The organism is Virgisporangium ochraceum, assembly GCF_016863655.1.
In the GTDB taxonomy this organism is placed as follows: domain Bacteria; phylum Actinomycetota; class Actinomycetes; order Mycobacteriales; family Micromonosporaceae; genus Virgisporangium; species Virgisporangium ochraceum.
The window spans coordinates 39,947-56,944 of record NZ_BOPH01000003.1; the positions used below are offsets into that span (position 1 = coordinate 39,947).

The following is a 16,998-nucleotide window of genomic DNA, read 5'->3' on the forward strand; positions in this document are numbered from 1 at the left end:
ACCCGTCACATCGCCGTCAAACAGTGGGAACCACGGTGGGCGGTCGGCGGGCCGCAGACGACAATGGCCCTCGTGCGGGCACAGGTCACCACAGCGCGCCGGATCGTGGTCAAGGTCGGGTCGTCCTCGTTGACGACCGCGGCCGGCGGCCTCGACCCGGCCCGCGTCGACTCGTTGGTCGACGCGATCACGGCCACCGACGCCGAGGTGGTGCTGGTGTCGTCGGGCGCGATCGCCGCCGGGCTGGCTCCGCTCGGCCTGCCCCGCCGGCCGCGTGACCTGGCCACGCAGCAGGCCGCGGCCAGCGTCGGCCAGGGGCTTCTGATGCGCGCGTACACCGAGTCGTTCGGCCGGTACGGCCGCGTCGTGGGCCAGGTCCTGCTGACCGTCGACGATGTGACGCGCCGCGCCCACTACCGCAACGCCTACCGCACCCTGCAGAAGCTGCTCGACCTCGGCGCGCTGCCGGTGGTGAACGAGAACGACACCGTCGCCACCGAGGAGATCCGGTTCGGCGACAACGACCGGCTGGCCGCCCTGGTCGCCGCGCTGGTGCGGGCCGACCTGCTGGTGCTGCTCTCCGACGTCGACGGCCTGTACACCGGCGACCCCAGCAGGCCGGGGGCCGAGCGCCTCGCCGAGGTCCGCGACTTCGACGAGGACCTGGCCGGGATCAGCATCGGCAGGGCGCGCTCGGGCGTCGGCACGGGCGGAATGGTCACGAAGATCGAGGCGGCCCGGATCGCCGCCTACTCGGGCGTCTCCGTGGTGCTGACCTCGGCGCCGCAGGCCGCCGCGGCCCTCGCCGGCGCGGAGGTCGGCACGCTGTTCCACCAGGCCCGGGCCCGGCCGGCCGCACGGCTGTTCTGGCTGGCGCACGCCACGGCCCCCCGCGGGCGGCTGACGCTCGACGCGGGCGCGGTGCGCGCGGTGGTCGACCGGCGCGCGTCGCTGCTACCGGCGGGCATCGTGTCGGTCGACGGCCGGTTCGCCGCGGGTGACCCGGTCGACTTGGTCGACCCGGCCGGCCAGCCGGTGGCGCGCGGCCTGGTCAACTACGACGCGGCCGAGCTGCCGGGGCTGCTGGGCCGCACCACGATGGAGCTCGGCCCGGGGTACGGGCGCGAGGTCGTCCACCGCGACGACCTCGTGCTGCTCTAGCTGAACGCCCTGATCGCCGTGAGCGTGGTGTGGACGTCGAAGGCCGGGCCGTCGTCGCTCGCCCAGGCGCCGTCGTGGCGCTGGGTGTTGGTGAGCCGGCGGCGCGCCGCCTGGAGCAGCCAGTCGTCGGGGTTCATGCCGACCCGCCGCAACGACGCGCCAAGCGACGCGGTGTCGGCCGGCGACATGTCGTCGACGCGCTCGGCGAGGATCACCTGGATCTGCGCCGACTCGTAGTACGACCCGAGGTGGAACAGCAGCGCGCAGCCCAGCCACCCGGCCGCCAGGTACGACGGCCACGCGCCGTTCTGGTTGAGCGTCGACTTGAACGCCTCACCGGCCAGCGCCACCTGCTGGTAGTACTCCTGCTGCTGGTCGTAGCCCTGCGGCTGGGGCGCGGCCACGGCCAGCCAGTACGCCGCGTTGACGGTCTGGTAGACGGTCGCCTCCGGGTCGCCGGGCATCGCCCACGGCGGCGCGACGGCCGCCAGCGACTCGTCCTCCTGCCAGTAGCCCTCGGGGTACTGGCAGCGGGCGAGCCAGGCGACGGCCGCGCGCGCCACCGGGCGCTGCAGCGCGCCGAGGTCGGCGAGCTCGCTGAGACGGAAGCAGGTGGCGTCGACCGACGGAACGGCCGAGCTCGACAGCGCCGGCCAGCCCCCGTTGGGCAGGTCGCCGAACTCGGCCTTCTCCAGAACGTCGACGTTGGGTGTGGTGCCGGACCGCAGGAAGCTCAAGCGGGCACGGTCGACCGAGTCACCGTGCGCCACGACGTACCCGATGGCGGCATCAAGGTCAGCCATGGCGGCAACGCTAGCCCAGCCGGCCGCGCCCCACGTGTCACTTACCTAACATCAGTAGATCGGCAGCGACGGGTCGATCTGCTTGACCCACGCCACCACGCCACCCTGGACGTGCACCGCGTCCTTGAACCCGGCGTTCTTCACGGCCGCGAGCGCCTCCGCCGACCGGACGCCGGACTTGCAGTACAGCACCAGCTGGCGGTCCTGGGGCAGGTCGGCGAGGGCGGACCCGTTGAGGATGTCGCCCTTCGGGATCAGCGTCGAGCCGGGGATCGCGACGATCTCGTACTCGTTGGGCTCACGCACGTCGACGAGCTCGATCGATTTGCCGGCGTCGAGCCACTCCTTCAGCTCGCGCGGGGTGATCGTGGAGCCCTGCGCCGCGCTGGCCGCCTCGTCGGAGACCGCGCCGCAGAAGCTCTCGTAGTCGATCAGCTCGGTGACCGTCGGGTTCTCGCCGCAGACCGCGCAGCTCGGGTCCTTCCGGACCTTGATCTTCCGGTACGACATCTCCAGGGCGTCGTACACGGTGAGCCTGCCGAGCAGCGGCTCGCCGATGCCGGTGAGCAGCTTGATCGCCTCGGTGACCTGGATCGCCCCGATCGACGCGCACAGCACGCCGAGCACGCCGCCCTCGGCGCACGACGGCACCATGCCGGGCGGCGGGGGCTCCGGGTAGAGGCAGCGGTAGCAGGGGCCGTGCTCGGCCCAGAACACGCTGGCCTGCCCGTCGAAGCGGTAGATCGAGCCCCACACGTACGGCTTCTTCAGGAAGACGGCCGCGTCGTTGACCATGTACCGGGTCGCGAAGTTGTCGGTGCCGTCGACGATCAGGTCGTACTGGGCGAAGATCTCCAGCACGTTGTCGTTGGTGAGCGCCTCGTTGTGGATGATCACGTCGACGAGCGGGTTGATCTCGCGCACCGAGTCGGCCGCGGAGTCGGCCTTCGGCCGCCCGATGTCGCTCTGGCCGTGGATGATCTGCCGCTGCAGGTTCGACTCGTCGACCGTGTCGAACTCGACGATGCCGAGCGTGCCCACGCCGGCCGCGGCGAGGTACATCAGCGCCGGCGACCCGAGACCGCCGGCGCCCACACACAGCACCTTGGCGTTCTTCAGCCGTTTCTGCCCGGCCATCCCCACGTCGGGGATGATCAGGTGACGCGAGTAGCGGCGGACCTCGTCGATCGTGAGTTCGGCGGCTGGCTCGACCAGCGGCGGCAACGACATGTCGCCAATTGTGCCTCGCGAGCTTCGAAAAAGGCCGTGACCTTCACTTCACCGCGCGTCCGGAATATCTTCTCCCACCGATGTACGGCCAGGCGTTCGCGACGCAGCCGTCGAGGCCGTAGGTCTGCTGCTGCATCACCGGCGCCGGCTGCCCGCGCCCGGGGCAGGCCTCGTGGCCCTGGCCGAGCTGGTGCCCGACCTCGTGGTTCACCAGGTACTGCCGGTACTCGTCGAGGGTCGCTCCGTAGTTCGGCACGGCGGTCAGCCAGCGGGACAGGTTCAGCACCACGCGTCCGGGCAGCCGGCACGACGAGTAGCCCTCGGTGCGCAGGCCGCCGGTGGCGCAGATCGCCTCGCTCGTCCTGGCCGTGGCCAGCAGCACCGTGAAGTCGGCCGGCGCGTCGCCGGGTACCAGTTGCAGGCGGATCCGGCCGCCGGCGGTCCAGCCGCGCGGGTCGCCGAGCACCGCGTCGATGATCGCGGCCACCTCCACCGGGTCCTGCCCGGTGCCGTCCTCGACGGTCACCCGGTATCTGTGCAGGCGGCCGGCGGTGCCACGCACCTCGCCCGCGGCGGCGGCCGCCGTGAAGGCGCCGGTGCCCGTCGTGGGCACGGCCGTGGCGCGGCTGGCGGGTCGCGTCGCCGGTGGCGGGCTTTCAGGGGTGGACCGGGGTGCGCTCGGCGTGGTGCTGGCGGGCGCGACGACGTACGGGTGTGCGGGGACCGAGGTTCCGTTGCCCGCGAACGTCGACCCGAGCCGGGACCCGACGGCGGCTCCCGCTGCCAGCAGCACCGCCGCGGCGGCCACGAATCGAAGCAGTATCGACCCCATGATGGTCCAGCATGCGCTGGTTTAGTTGCTTTTGGTGCTGATTGCTCGCTCTTCGCTGTTCTCGCCCAGCATGCCCAGGATGGCCCTGGCGACGATCTGCGGACGCTCGATCTGTGCCACGTGACCGGCGTTGTCGAGCATCAGCAGCCGGCTGTCCGGGATGGCCTTCGCCACCTGGGCCGGCACCCTCGTGTCGACGAGCTGGTCGTGGGCCCCGCCGATCACCAGCGTCGGCGCAGTCACCTTCGCGGCGATGCGCCAGAGCGAGTTCGCGCCGGGCAGGTAGGCACGCAGGAAGCTGGTGACGAGGCCGCGCAGGCACCCCACGTACGCGGCCGGGTAGTGCGGCACCGAGTACCGCAGCTCGATCTCCTTGCGCGCGTCGATCCGCCGCTGCTCCGGCAGCGCCTCGGGCTCGGCGAAGCAGGCGGCGATCACCATCGTGAACATGTCGTCGATGGGCATCGCGCCCATCCGCCAGGCGGCCAGCCGGTTCGCGAACGGAAGCAGGACAAAAGGTGCGAAACGCCCCTGCGCGGACCGTCTGGGGTCGAGGAACGGCATCGCCGGCGACACCAACGTGAGCGTGCGGACGAGATCGGGACGCAACCCGGCGACCCGCACCGACACCGACCCGCCGAGGGAGTTGCCCACCAGGTGAACGGGGCCGCGGTCGGAGTGCTCGAGGTACCGGATCACCCGGTTGGCCAGCGCGGCGATCGTGTACCGGTGGCCGGGGTCGCTCTGGCCGAAGCCGGGCAGGTCGATCGCGTGGCCGTCCCACCGGTCGGCCATCAGGTAGGCGAGGTCGATCCAGTTGTTGGCCGAGCCGCCCAGGCCGTGCACGTAGAGGGCGGGTTCGGCGGCCTGCGCGCGGGCCGGGGTGTACCGGACGAACGTCCGGGTGCCGTCGATCGTCACGGGTCTCCCCGGCCACGGCGGCGGCAGGGTTTCCGGGACGTTCACATCCGATTCAGGTGCCAGCAGCGCGCGCTTCACGCATCAACTGTGCATGATCCAACCGGGAGCGATCTACGGCAGCAGCGCGTCGAGGCGACGGTTCGCGGCGGCGAGCGTCGCCCGCACCACGGCCTGGCGCACGTCGCCCGCCACGATCGCCGAACCGCTCAGCTGCTCGGCGAACCCGCCCGAGACGATCAGCATGACCACCAGGGCGATCTCGCACGTACCGAGCGGCACCACGGTGGCGTGCTCGATGTAGCAGCGGCCGATGCGGGTCCCGCTGTCGGGATCGGTGAGCAGCGCGTCGAGGGCACCCGCCGTGGCGGTGGCGCTGAGCCGCAGCATGTACCCGTCGACGGCCGGACCGACCGCGTGGCCGACGGCACCGGTGCCGCCCGCCGACAGCCGCACCTGCACCTCGGCGTCGAGGCCGTGGCTGTTCACCTCGACCTGCTCGAGCCGCACCCGGCCGCCGGAGCCGGCGAACTGGTACGCGGGCGCGTTGGGCACGCCCAGCTCGGGCAGCGGCTCGCGGTGGATGCTGGCCGGTTCGAGGGCGCGGCGGTCGTGCTTTTCCGCTTCTTCTTCCGCGGCTTCGGGCTGCTGTTCGGTGGGGTCGGTGAACACGGGTGCCATGGGCATGCCGACGAGCGAGTGGTGCTCGTCGGCGGGTTCCCGTCCGTCGGCCTCTTCCGCTACCGCTTCCGGGTGCTCCTCGCTGTGGATCGCTTCTTCGTTCTGGATCTCGCCTGCGTCGCGGGCCTCTTCGACGTCGCGGGCCTCTTCGACGTTGCGGGCCTCTTCGGCGTCGCGGGTCTCGTCGGCGTCGCGGGGCGGTCGGGTGGCGCCGGGGCGGATCGCCTCCAGCCAGGCCTCGAAGCTGAGGTCGGGCTCGATGGCGGCCAGCCGGGCCCGCAGCGGACGGCCGTCGCCGGGACGGCTGCCGGCACGTGGGCTGGGCAGCCCGGGACGGCTGGGCACGGACCCGAACCGCACGCTGTCGGCGGAGGTCGGTGGCTCGCCCACGCGGGGCAGGTCGGCGAGGCGCGGCGGAACCGGGTCGCTCGACGGTGCCAGTTCCGGCGGCTCCGACATCCCGGTCGGCTCGGTCAGCTCGGGCGGCTCCGACATCCCGGTCGGCTCGCTCGGCTCGGGTTCCGACGTCGCTGCCGGCTCGTCCGGGTGCGGTGGGGCGATCGGCGTGCTGTCCCCGGTCACCTCGGGTTCGTGTGCGGCGACGACCGGAGCCGGCTCGACGGCCTCGCCCACGGTGGCCCGCTCGCCGCGCTCACCGCGTTCGTGGCGGTCGCCGCGTTCGTTGCGGGCGGCGGCGCTGGCGGGCGACGCGTTCGGTGCCCGGCGCGTGTCGGCCGCGCTGTTCTGTTCGACCGGCCTCGGTACCGGCATGGCATCTGGCTCCTCTGGAGCTCGGCCGACCGCGTCGACGGGCACCTCGGCACCGGAGGAAGGCCGGGCGGGTTCGGCCGAGACACCCATCTGCTCCTTGAGCAGGCGGGCGACGGCGCGGCTTACCTCACCGGGGTCGGCGTCGTCGGAGAGGTCGAGCCGGAGCGTGTGACGGCCGTCGATGTTGACGATCTCCGCTTCGCGGACACCGACGACACCCTGTACGGCGTCGATCACGGCGGGGAAGTCGAAGCCGTCGCGGCGCTCCTCGGCCGGCTCCTCGTTCCGGAAGAAGTCGGCGATCCGGGACAGGTCGGCGGGCGCGTCGTCGACGGCGCCTTCGGGGCCGTCGCCGCCGGGCACCGTCGGCACGTCGGGCGCCATGGGGATCCGCTGCGGCAGGTCGGGCGGTGCCGGCGGGCCGTCGAAGGCACCCGAGCTGGGGATCGGCGGGGGCGGCGGCGGAAGCGGACCCGTGACGGTCGGCTCCGGCTCCGGCGTGTACGGATACGCCGGGCTCGTGGGGCCGGCACCGCTGACCGGGGCCGTCTGCCATCCCACGGACGGCGATGCTCCGGACGCCCAGGAGCCGTCGGACCACGGTCCGCCCGCCCACAACCGGTCGGCCGCCGGCGACACCGGCGGGATCAGCGGCGGTGGCACGACCGGCGGTGCCGTCGCGGCGGTCGGCGGCGCTGTTCCCTGGTACGGCGGGATGAGCGGCGCGGGCACGGCCGGCTGCCGCGCCGCCTGGTGCGCCGCCTGGTGCGCCGCCTGGTGCGCCGCCTGGTGCGGATCGATGTGCTGCGGCGCGGCCGGATGTGGTGCGGCCGGGTGTGGTGCGGCCTGGTGCGGTGCGGTTCCCTGGTGCGGCGCGGCCTGGTGCGGTTCCGCCTGGTGGTGGGGGGCGATCTGCTGCGGGGCGGCCTGGTGCGGCGACTCGAAGCGGGCCGGTGGCGAACTGGTGGGCCGCACCGATCGGCGCCCGGCGAACCGGGGCGGATCGACCGTGGCGCCGTGACTGCCGTCGTTGCGGTGGATCGGACGGCCCGAACTCTCGTACGACGCGGCGGGTTCCGCCGACGCGGGCCGGGCGTGGCCACCGAACGCGGTCGTGGGTTCCGGTGAGGTCGCCCGGTGCCCGGCGGGCGCCTCCGCCACGCCGCCGAAAGCGGTGGTCGGCTCGGGCGGGTAGGCGGGTCCGCCGAAGGTCGTCTCACCCGACGGGGCGGCCGCGTACGGGTCGACCGCGGGGGGCGGCTCGAACGGATTGCTCCGTGCCGCCGGCGACACGACACCGTACGGCGGGGTGACACCACCGTCGGCCGGCATTGCCGGCGGGGTGACGCCACCCTCGGCCGGCCTTGCCGGCGGGGCCGAGGTCATCGGCGGGGCCGACGACACCGGCGGCGCTGAAGTCACCGGCGGGGCCGAGGTCACGGGCGGGGCCGGCGGCACCGAGGTCACCGGTGGGGCCGACGACACCGGCGGAGCGGGCGACACGGGTGAGGCCGGCGACACGGGAACCTCGGGCATGCCGAACGGCGCCGGCGACCGGGGTGCGATCCCCGGCGCGGCAGCGTGGTGCCCGAACTCCGGGCCGGTGTTGCGGTGCTCGGGCTGCCAGGGGCGGCCCGGCTCGGGTGGCCGGTACTCCGGCGGTCCGAACTCCGCCGGTCCGAACTGGGCCTCGGCCCGGCCGTGCTGGGGACCCTCGTCGGAGCGCTGGCGGAACCGGAACGGGCGCTGGTAGCGGATCCGCTCGTCGTAGCTGTGCCGGTCGGACCGGCGTGGCGGCTCGGCGTCCCCGTCGGGCGCGGCCTGGTGGTCCGAGACGCTCGGGAAGTGGTGGGCCGACTCGTCCTGGTGGCGCGGCTGCGGCGGCGGCAACTGCGGCTGCGGCGGCATCTGCGGCGGCTGGGGGCCGGGCGGCTGGAACGCCGTTGGCTCGAACGTCGTTGGCTCGAAGGTCGGCGGCTCGAACGTCTGCGGCTGGAACGTCGGCGGCTGGAACGCCGGCGGTTCGTACGCTGGCGGCTGCGGGTTCGGCGGAGGTTGCGGGACCTGTGGCTGCGATGCCTGGGGCTGCGGTGCCTGTGGCTGGGGGACCTGTGGCTGGGGGACCTGGGGCTGCGGGACCTGTTGGTGGGGGATCTGTTGGTGCGGGATGAACGGCACCCGGTTCACGTCGGCCGGGTCGTTCGCGAACGGCGGGCCGGGCACCTCCGCGCGACCGCGGGCGACCGGGGGTTCATCGGCGCCGGTCTCCTCGTCCGGGGGATTTCCGGAGACCCGGCGGCGCCAGGTCGACACCATTTCCTCGAGCACCGGATCGGCACCGTTCGACCCGTTTCGGGCGGCTGCCCGGGCGAGCGCACCGTTACCGACGTGGTTGTGCCCGTCGGGTGCCCGCTCTCGATCATCCACCGTGCGCTCCTTGGTCGCCTGCCGTGAGGCTACCGTGTGCATGGAGAGTGGGTAAGTTGCTACAGCGGCCAAACGGTGCGCTTGGCGGATCGGGAGGGTGACATGAGTTCCGCGACCAGCGGCTCGCAGGCGCCCGGCAGACCGGTGCGGTTGCCCCGTTCCGCGCGCCGGAAGCAGCTGCTCGCCGCAGCTCAGCAGGTGTTCGTGGCGCAGGGGTACCACGCTGCCGCGATGGACGAGATCGCCGAGCGGGCGGGCGTGTCGAAGCCGGTCCTGTACCAGCATTTCCCGGGGAAGCTCGAGCTCTACCTGGCGCTCCTCGACACCCACTGCGACGCGATGCTGGCCCGCATGCACGAGGCGATGGCCGCCACCACGGAGAACAAGCAGCGGGTCCGGAACGCGATGGCGGCCTACTTCGACTTCATCGACCACGAGAGCGAGGCGTTCCGGCTCGTCTTCGAGTCGGACCTGCGCAACGACGATGCCGTGCGCGAGCGGGTCGACCGGGTCGAGAGCGGCTGCATCGCGGTCATCACCGACACGATCATGGCGGACACCGGTGTGAGCCGGGCGCGGGCCGAACTGCTGGCCGCCGGCCTGGTGGGGGCGGCCGAGACCGCCGCGCGGTTCTGGCTCTCCGGCGGCCGTCAGGTCGACAAGGCGGAGGCCGAGAAGCTGGTCGCGGCGCTGGCCTGGCGCGGTATCGCAAGTTTCCCGATGTACGGCGAACAGCCCTGACCTGTCCTTGTGCGCGGTAACCGGTTGATACCGCGCTAACCTGCTACCGGCAGTCATCACGCGAGTTAACGCAGCACATAGGAGGAGACCTTGGAGGTCAAGATCGGCGTCCAGTACGCAGCCCGCGAGCTGGTGCTGGAAAGCGGTCAGACGCCGGCAGAGGTCGAGAAGGCCGTGACCGAGGCGCTCTCCGACGACGACGGGGTCCTCAACCTGGTCGACGAGAAGGGCCGTCGCATCATCGTGCCCGTCAGCAAGGTCGCGTACGTCGAGATCGCGGAGGCGGTGACCCGGAAGGTCGGCTTCACCGTGAGCTGACCCTGTCCGGGTGTCCATACACGGGCGGTTCCCTCGGGAGCCGCCCGTTCTGGTCAGTTGTTGAGCCCCACCGAGGTCATGCGGGCCGAGTGTGCCGAGGTGAGCCGCTTGAACAGGCTGGCCGCCTGGTCGCCGACGCCCACCATCACCAGGGCCACCAGGTCGGCATGGGCCACCGCGACCTGCTGCGCCTGCGACAGCGCCTCCCCCGACAGTCGCCGCGCCCACATCGACAGCCGGTTGGCCACCTTCGGGTCGGCGGCGATGGCCGCCCGGATCTCCTCGGCCGAGAACTCTTCGAAGCGCGACTCGTGCAGCACGTCGAGCACCAGCTCCCGGTCGGGCGAGCGGAGGAAGCCGGCGATCTCGCGGTAGAAGTCGTCGGCGAGCCCTTCACCGATGTAGGCCTTGGTGAGCGCCTCGAGCCAGTCGTTGGGCTCGGTCTTCGCGTGGTACTCCTGCAGCGGACCCACGAAGGGAGACATCGCCGCCTCCGGGTCGGTGCCCAGCTCCCGCAGCCGGTCGGCGAGCCGGCAGTAGTTGTCGATCTCCCGACCGGCCATCTCGCTGAGGATCGCCCGGCGGGTGAGGTCGGGCGCGAGGCGGGCGTCGGCGGCCATCCGGTCGAAGGCGACCAGCTCCGCGTAGGCGAGGAGCCCGAGCAGCTCGATCACCGCCGCCCCGCCCGACGGGTCCTCGGCGGGCGCGGATGCCTCGGAGGTCGCGGATGCGTCGGGCGCCGCGGATGCCTCGGATGCCCCTGGGGTCGCTGGTGCCTCCGGGGTCGCGGGGGCCTCGGCGGTGTCGCGGGCCTCCGGCGGCGGGGGTTGGGTCTCGGCCACGTGCGCAGGTTACCGCCCGGCCCACGCGTCGGCCCGCGGCGCGACCTGTCGGAGCGGTCTCCGGTCCGGCAGGTGCCGGTGCCGACCCACGTCGGGGTGCCGGGAGCAGCGGGTTGCCCCGTTTCGCCCGCTGCCGCGGTCCCATAGCGGGCGCTACCCCGTCTGCACCCCTCTGCTCACCGACCCGCACCCCAGAGAGCGCTCCCCCATCCGCGCGGCGATGCCACGTTGATCGGTTTGGCCAGGTACCATGTGCAGAAATGCTCGTACCGCGCCTGCTCCATCGTGAGGCGTGGTGCCGCGCGAGAGGGCCCGCATCCGGCGGGAACCCCGCGCCTGTCGAACCGGGCCGCGCCCCGCGGCCCTCCGGCGCAGTGCCGCCCACCTGTACCACGGGTGGCGCCGCGTGAAAGCAGCGCTGCACAGCGCGCGCCGGCGAAAACCGAGCGCACCGATACCGGTCGGGCGCTCCCGCGAGAGAGACACCCCGACAACTCCATGACGATCGAACCGACAGAGGCCGCCGAAGCGTTGGCGGCTGACGCTCCCGTCCGTTCCGACGATCCCACCTTCACCGAGCTGGGCGTTCGCTCCGAGACCGTCGCCGCGCTGGCCGCGGCCGGCATCGAGCGCGCGTTCGCGATCCAGCAGTACGCCGTGCCGATCGGCATGCGCGGCGCCGACCTCATCGGCCAGGCGCCGACCGGCACGGGCAAGACCCTCGGCTTCGGCATTCCGCTCCTCGAACGGGTGATCTCGCCCGCCGAGGGTGCCACCGGCCGCCCGCAGGCACTCGTGGTCGTACCGACCCGGGAGCTCGGCCTGCAGGTCGCGCGCGACATCGCCGCGGCAGGCGCCACCCGCGGTGTGCGGGTGCTTCCGGTCTACGGCGGCGTGGCCTACGAGCCGCAGACCGCGGCGCTCACCCGCGGCGTCGAGATCGTGGTCGGCACCCCCGGCCGCCTGCTCGACCTGGCCAAGAGCAAGCAGCTCAAGTTCGACGGCGTCCGGGCCCTCGTGCTCGACGAGGCCGACCGCATGCTCGACCTCGGCTTCCTCGAAGACGTCGAGAAGATCCTCGCCATGCTGCCCGCCGAGCGGCAGACGATGCTGTTCTCGGCCACCATGCCCGACCCGATCGTGGCGCTGGCCAGGCGTTTCATGCACCAGCCGATGACCGTGCACGCCGGGCACGACGTGAACACCGGCCCGTCGCCGCTCACCGAGCAGCTCGTGTACCGCACCCACTCGCTGAACAAGGTCGAGGTGGTCACGCGCATCCTCCAGGCGCGCGGGCGCGGTCTCACGATGGTGTTCACCCGCACCAAGCGGGCCGCCGACCGGCTCCAGGAGGAGCTCGACTTCCGCGGGTTCGCGGTGGCCGCCGTCCACGGCGACCTGGGTCAGGGCTCCCGCGAGCGGGCCCTCCGCGCCTTCCGGGCCGGCAAGATCGACATTCTGGTCGCGACCGACGTGGCGGCCCGCGGCCTCGACGTCACCGGCGTCACCCACGTGATCAACTACGACTGCCCCGAGGACGCCGACACCTACGTCCACCGCATCGGGCGCACCGGCCGGGCCGGCGCCACCGGTGTGGCGGTCACGTTCGTCGACTGGGAAGACCTCGCCCGCTGGCAGTTGATCGACAAGTCGCTCCAGCTCGACAAGCCCGAGCCGCCGGAGACCTACCACACCTCGGCGTGGCTGTTCAGCGACCTCGACATCCCGGAGGACGCCGGCGCCACCCTGCCCACGGCCGACCGCACGCGCGCCGGGCTGTCCGCCGAGGTTCTGGAGGATGTCGAGGGCAAGGCCGGTCGCGGGCGTCGCCGCTCGCGTCCGGGTCGTTCCGGGACCCGCAGAGCCGCCGACCCGCTACCGGAAGGATCGACCGTAGCCGGCGAGGGCAAAGCGCGTAACCGCAGAAGGCGCAAGCTCGACGGCAGCGAGACGGCGACGGCCGTGACCACCGACGGCGCCCCCGCCGCTGGCGATGCGAGCGCCGGCACCGCGAGCACTGGCGCCGCTGGCGACGCAGCCGCAGCGGGCGCTGGTGGCGCGGCCGAGGCGGCCGCACCCCGCGCCCGGCGGAGGCGGCGGCGCGTGGCGGCCCCGCCGCCGCAGGAGTGAGCGGCGCGTTCGATCCCCGGCGGGTCGGGCGCGAGCTCGCCCGCCGGCGCCGTACCCATGGCGGCCGCGACTGGCCGGCGACGTTCGCCGACCGGCTCACCGAGCCGCTGCCCGGTCCAGCCGCAGTGTTCCGGATGATGCGCGAGCGCCGGTCGGCTCCGGTGTCGATGGCTGATGCCGTTCGCATTCCGCGTTCCGTGTCCGGGTCGCTCCCTTCGTTGGAGACCGGCGTGACCTGGGTGGGGCACGCCACGTACGTGGTGCAGATCGGCGGGAAGGTGATCCTGACCGATCCGGTGTGGTCGCGGCGCATCCCGGGCACGCCGGCCCGGGTGACCCCGCCGGGGCTGCCCTGGGAGGCGTTGCCGCAAATCGACGCCGTGGTCATCAGCCACAACCACTACGACCACCTCGACGCGCCGACGATCCGGCGCCTCCCACGCGACACGCCGGTGTTCGTGCCCGCGATGCTCGGCGCGTGGTTCCGGTCGCGCGGCTTCCGCGACGTCGTCGAACTGGACTGGTGGGAGTCCCGCCCGCTCGACGGGGTGACCGTCGAGTTCGTGCCCGCGCACCACTGGAGCCGTCGCGGGCTGACCGACACGTGCAAGACCCTCTGGGGTGGATGGATCTTCTCCGTTCCGGGCTCCTCGGTTCCGGGCTCCTCGGTTTCGGGCTCCTCGGTTTCGGGCTCCTCGGTTTCGGGCTCCAAGATCTACTTCGCTGGCGACACCGGCTACGGACACTGGTTCCGCGAGATCGGCGCCCGGCATCCGGACATCGATCTCGCCCTGCTCCCGGTCGGGGCCTACGAGCCCCGCTGGTTCATGCGCCCGATGCACTGCAACCCCGCGGAGGCGGTCCAGGCATGCGTCGACCTGGGCGCTCCCCGCATGGCGACGATGCACTGGGGGACGTTCGTGCTGTCCGCGGAGCCGTTGCTGGCCCCGATGGCGGAGGCCCAGCGCGCGTGGGCCGAGGCAGGCCGTCCCCCGGATGATCTCTGGACGTTGGCGGTGGGTGAGTCGCGGGCCCTGTCTCCGTGACCTGGCACGCTTGACGGATGCCTGAAGCCCTCGATGCCGCCCTGCTGCGTGTCCGCGACCGACTGCTGGACGCTGATCATCTGGTCCGCGCGGTGGCGGCCGGCCGGCGTCGCGGGCTGCCCGCGGGCCTCGTGCGTGCGGAGGTTCGTCCGGTGACGCTGAAGGCCGGCCAACGCGTGCAGGTGATGACGAACGACGGCAGCCGGCCGACGGTGCGGAACGTGCTGCCGGGAGAAGAACTGTCCGCCGCCGTGGACGCGCTGTTGGCGGAGCCGTTCGGCAACTGGCACGTCGAGACGACGACGGAGACCCTGCAGTTGCGGGTCACCAAGCGCGGTGAGGCGCAGGTCCACGTCTCCTCCTCCTCTTCTTGTTCTCCTGCCTCCGCTCACGACCGGTCCCCTTCACACCTGATCGCCCCCGACGACCCGCTGTTCACCGTCCTCGGTGCCACCGCGGCGAAGCGCCGCCAGGTGGACGCGTTCCTGCGTTCCCTGGAAGCCACGGTCGACCTCTCCTTCTCCCCGTTGCGGATCGTCGATCTCGGCTGCGGGAACGCGTATCTGACGTTTGCCACCTACCGGTACCTTTCCGGGCTCGGTCTGGACGTGACGGTCACCGGGGTCGACGTCCGGGACGACCAGCGAGAGCGGAACTCGAAGGTGGCCGAGTCCCTGGGTTGGGGTGACCGGGTCACGTTCGTCGCTGGGACCATCCTGGATGCCCCGGTGGACGGGGCCGATCTGGTACTGGCGCTGCACGCTTGCGACACCGCAACCGACGAAGCCCTGGCCCGGGCGGTGGGCTGGCGTTCCAAGTGGGTCCTGGCCGCGCCTTGCTGTCATCACGACGTGGCTGCCCAACTGCGGCGGGGGGAAGCGCCGGAGCCTTATGGGTTGGTGACACGTTACGGGATTTTGAGGGAACGGTTCGCGGATGTGTTGACGGATGGTTTGCGGGCTTCTTTGTTGAGGCTGTGGGGGTACAGGGTGGAGGTTGTCGAGTTTGTGGACTCTGTGCATACGCCCCGGAATCTGTTGATTCGGGCTTCTTATTCGGGGGTGGCGGCTACGGATGCGCAGCGTGCCGAGTACGAGGGGCTGACAAAGTCGTGGGGGGTGATGCCTCGGTTGGAGGAACTTCTCCGATAAGGCTCATCTATCTAGCACGGCGGCTCAGTAGCACCACGGCCCCCACCACGGTAGCCAACCCTGCCACGACGACGAGGGCCGCCACCAAAGCGCCAAGACCCCCGGCACCGCCAGCGGGAGGATCCGATTGGCCGACCGCGCGGCTTGGACTCGGAGATAATTCCGCGGAAAGCGGTGGCACGTCGGCTGTGAGTGCGGCCACGGGGTTGACGATCCCGAATCCGTATTCCCTGTCGCGCCCTGGGGGTCCCCGGTCGATCGCCGTCGCTGTCATCCGGTGAACAACTTCTGTCGCCTTGAGTTCAGGAAATCTCGAACGCACGAGAGCAGCCACCCCAGCAATAATTGCCGTAGATGCGCTTGTCCCGGTGCCCTTAGCGTAACCGCGTGCTCTATCTGTAGAAACAATATCCACCGCTGGCGCCGCGAGCATTGCCTCGGGACCTGCCACTGAGATATCTGCGTGATTTCCGGCTTGATCAATACCAACCGCCGCAACGACGCCTGCATAGTTCGCGGGTACCTGAACGCCTACGCTCGGCCGGTTACCAACTCCGGCTACAACAACGATATCCTCCTGCAATGCCCGCTGTATGGCGGTCTCCAGCAAACGATCATCGCTAGACGTCAGCGCTAGGCAGATTATTTTTGCGCCCATCACCACCGCTTGATCGATACCAGCCGAAACGGATGATGGTCCGTAGTCAGGAATCGCGATCGGAATGATGACGGCGCGTGGCGCCACACCTAATGCACCGACTACATCTTGTTGTCCCCTAGCGGCTATCAGTCCAGCCATCGAGGTCCCATGTCCGTTGGAATCGGTACGGCCATCCCCGACACCATTCACGACCGATCCACTACCGACCGCATTGGCCAGGTCAGGATGTGAGGCATCAACTCCGGTATCAACCACGGCAACCGTCACGCGATCACCCAATGAGATCGAATGTGTCTCACTTATCCGGAGAAACGGTAAGTGCCATTGCGCATCTCTAATGCTGTCTGCGGCTGCAGCACCTGGCGATAACAGCTGAACGGCCACCGACGTGACAATCCAGAGCGACATGAAACGAAACGCTGCGATCACCGATCGATTCCGATCACGCCTGGCCCAAGGTCAAAGGGCACTTCTGCCGCTGGCTCGATGACCGGACTAACGTCCTCCGGCACCTCCCACACCATGGTCAGTGGCGCTGGGGGAACATGACGGTCACCAGCTCCACCGCGAGCACCTCCCATCAACGGAAACGCGGAGGCTGGTACCGCTGACCGATTTGCCTCTATCACACCACCAACAGGATTGACCTTTGCCTGTGGCCGGCCTAGGCCCGTGACTGGAGGGAACGGCGCCGTTCCGCTTGCAGCGTGCCCGGCGCTGCCACCGACTCGTGCCACCCTTCCAATCTCTGGCTGAGCCGAGGGAAGGGGTATCGAACCCATACCCCTGGGACCGACGGTAGAAATCGACGACGGCGCCGCACCCGGCAAGGCACTCGGTTCCACCCTTGCCGGGAGCGAATCCGAGGATCCCACCGGCTTCGGCGATACCGTAGACCCGGCGAGGCCCGGATGACCATCAATCGCGCCGGTTGACTCAACAGAAGGCGGCGTCAATCGCGTTGTCATCGCAGCCGTCCGCTTACTCCGACCGTTCCCCGACTGCGCAGCGCTCTGTGATGCGCCGCCTATCGGATCCTTGGTCCAGATCGGCTGCTCACCTGGCGGAGATAGTTGAACGAGCCGCCGGGAAGATTCCAGGACTTCCTGGTCGTTCTGGGACATGCGGATTCGGGCACGTGCGTTCAGACCCTCCGGGGAATTCGAGTCACCCAGTGAAACGCGGCGGGCCTGTTCAGCCGTAGGCGCATTCGCGTAGGACTCCCACTCCTGCATCAGTTCAGCCATGTCGGCCTTGGCGGAGGACAGGCTGGACAGGACGCCGGC

13 protein-coding genes are annotated in these 16,998 nt (G+C 71.1%); 6 read left to right on the top strand and 7 right to left on the bottom strand.

From position 1 onward, the window contains the following. Positions 1-72 precede the first annotated feature (72 nt). Positions 73-1,161 carry a glutamate 5-kinase gene (gene proB / locus Voc01_RS01675; protein WP_203925420.1) on the top strand — a complete coding sequence of 363 codons (1,089 nt, stop codon included), beginning with the start codon at positions 73-75 and terminating at the stop codon, positions 1,159-1,161. Here proB and Voc01_RS01680 read toward each other — a convergent pair. Genes Voc01_RS01680 through Voc01_RS53940 form a run of 5 tightly spaced genes read right to left on the bottom strand, consistent with a single transcriptional unit; the run spans position 1,158 to position 8,823 of the window. Further along, complete coding sequence (locus tag Voc01_RS01680) at positions 1,158-1,964, bottom strand: prenyltransferase/squalene oxidase repeat-containing protein (protein ID WP_203925421.1); 807 nt, start codon at positions 1,962-1,964, stop codon at positions 1,158-1,160. The two genes, proB and Voc01_RS01680, sit on opposite strands and share 4 nt — an antisense overlap. Before the next feature lie 51 nt (positions 1,965-2,015). Next, positions 2,016-3,194: an adenylyltransferase/sulfurtransferase MoeZ gene (gene moeZ, locus Voc01_RS01685; protein ID WP_203925422.1), complete on the bottom strand. Its 1,179-nt coding sequence runs from the start codon at positions 3,192-3,194 to the stop codon at positions 2,016-2,018. A 43-nt stretch (positions 3,195-3,237) separates the two neighbouring features. Further along, on the bottom strand, positions 3,238-4,026 hold the full coding sequence (locus Voc01_RS01690) for a DUF3152 domain-containing protein (RefSeq protein WP_203925423.1): 789 nt from the start codon (positions 4,024-4,026) through the stop codon (positions 3,238-3,240). 21 nt (positions 4,027-4,047) lie between these two features. Further along, on the bottom strand, positions 4,048-5,025 hold the full coding sequence (locus Voc01_RS01695; RefSeq protein WP_203925424.1) for an alpha/beta fold hydrolase: 978 nt from the start codon (positions 5,023-5,025) through the stop codon (positions 4,048-4,050). A gap of 33 nt (positions 5,026-5,058) precedes the next feature. After that, complete coding sequence (locus Voc01_RS53940) at positions 5,059-8,823, bottom strand: hypothetical protein (RefSeq protein ID WP_203925425.1); 3,765 nt, start codon at positions 8,821-8,823, stop codon at positions 5,059-5,061. 102 nt (positions 8,824-8,925) lie between these two features. On the opposite strand from Voc01_RS53940, the gene Voc01_RS01705 reads away from it, so the two are divergent. Together Voc01_RS01705 and Voc01_RS01710 are read left to right on the top strand one after the other, a co-directional pair. Next, on the top strand, positions 8,926-9,564 hold the full coding sequence (locus Voc01_RS01705) for a TetR/AcrR family transcriptional regulator (protein ID WP_203925426.1): 639 nt from the start codon (positions 8,926-8,928) through the stop codon (positions 9,562-9,564). Between the two features lie 90 nt (positions 9,565-9,654). After that, on the top strand, positions 9,655-9,882 hold the full coding sequence (locus tag Voc01_RS01710; RefSeq protein ID WP_203925427.1) for a DUF3107 domain-containing protein: 228 nt from the start codon (positions 9,655-9,657) through the stop codon (positions 9,880-9,882). 53 nt (positions 9,883-9,935) lie between these two features. On the opposite strand, the gene Voc01_RS53945 is transcribed toward Voc01_RS01710, so the two are convergent. Further along, on the bottom strand, positions 9,936-10,724 hold the full coding sequence (locus tag Voc01_RS53945; RefSeq protein ID WP_203925428.1) for a ferritin-like fold-containing protein: 789 nt from the start codon (positions 10,722-10,724) through the stop codon (positions 9,936-9,938). 498 nt (positions 10,725-11,222) lie between these two features. Here Voc01_RS53945 and Voc01_RS01720 point away from each other — a divergent pair, with 498 nt between their 5' ends. The 3 genes from Voc01_RS01720 (at position 11,223) to Voc01_RS01730 (ending at position 15,051) form a co-directional block, all read left to right on the top strand. Then, positions 11,223-12,854 (top strand): DEAD/DEAH box helicase, encoded by a 1,632-nt coding sequence (locus Voc01_RS01720; protein ID WP_203925429.1) that lies wholly within the window; start codon positions 11,223-11,225, stop codon positions 12,852-12,854. Between the two features lie 167 nt (positions 12,855-13,021). Then, on the top strand, positions 13,022-13,900 hold the full coding sequence (locus Voc01_RS01725; RefSeq protein WP_373873774.1) for an MBL fold metallo-hydrolase: 879 nt from the start codon (positions 13,022-13,024) through the stop codon (positions 13,898-13,900). Positions 13,901-13,917: 17 nt separating this feature from the next. After that, positions 13,918-15,051: a class I SAM-dependent methyltransferase gene (locus Voc01_RS01730; protein WP_203925430.1), complete on the top strand. Its 1,134-nt coding sequence runs from the start codon at positions 13,918-13,920 to the stop codon at positions 15,049-15,051. Between the two features lie 7 nt (positions 15,052-15,058). On the opposite strand, the gene Voc01_RS01735 is transcribed toward Voc01_RS01730, so the two are convergent. After that, positions 15,059-16,120 carry a S8 family serine peptidase gene (locus tag Voc01_RS01735; RefSeq protein ID WP_203925431.1) on the bottom strand — a complete coding sequence of 354 codons (1,062 nt, stop codon included), beginning with the start codon at positions 16,118-16,120 and terminating at the stop codon, positions 15,059-15,061. Positions 16,121-16,998: the final 878 nt, after the last annotated feature.

Excerpts from the sequence above, each read along its gene's own strand:
- Voc01_RS01680 (WP_203925421.1), bottom strand. The coding sequence starts at position 1,964 with ATGGCTGACCTTGATGCCGCCATCGGGTACGTCGTGGCGCACGGTGAC.
- moeZ (WP_203925422.1), bottom strand. The coding sequence starts at position 3,194 with ATGTCGTTGCCGCCGCTGGTCGAGCCAGCCGCCGAACTCACGATCGAC.
- Voc01_RS01690 (WP_203925423.1), bottom strand. The coding sequence starts at position 4,026 with ATGGGGTCGATACTGCTTCGATTCGTGGCCGCCGCGGCGGTGCTGCTG.
- Voc01_RS01705 (WP_203925426.1), top strand. The coding sequence starts at position 8,926 with ATGAGTTCCGCGACCAGCGGCTCGCAGGCGCCCGGCAGACCGGTGCGG.
- Voc01_RS01720 (WP_203925429.1), top strand. The coding sequence starts at position 11,223 with ATGACGATCGAACCGACAGAGGCCGCCGAAGCGTTGGCGGCTGACGCT.
- Voc01_RS01725 (WP_373873774.1), top strand. The coding sequence starts at position 13,022 with ATGGCTGATGCCGTTCGCATTCCGCGTTCCGTGTCCGGGTCGCTCCCT.
- Voc01_RS01730 (WP_203925430.1), top strand. The coding sequence starts at position 13,918 with ATGCCTGAAGCCCTCGATGCCGCCCTGCTGCGTGTCCGCGACCGACTG.
- Voc01_RS01735 (WP_203925431.1), bottom strand. The coding sequence starts at position 16,120 with ATGTCGCTCTGGATTGTCACGTCGGTGGCCGTTCAGCTGTTATCGCCA.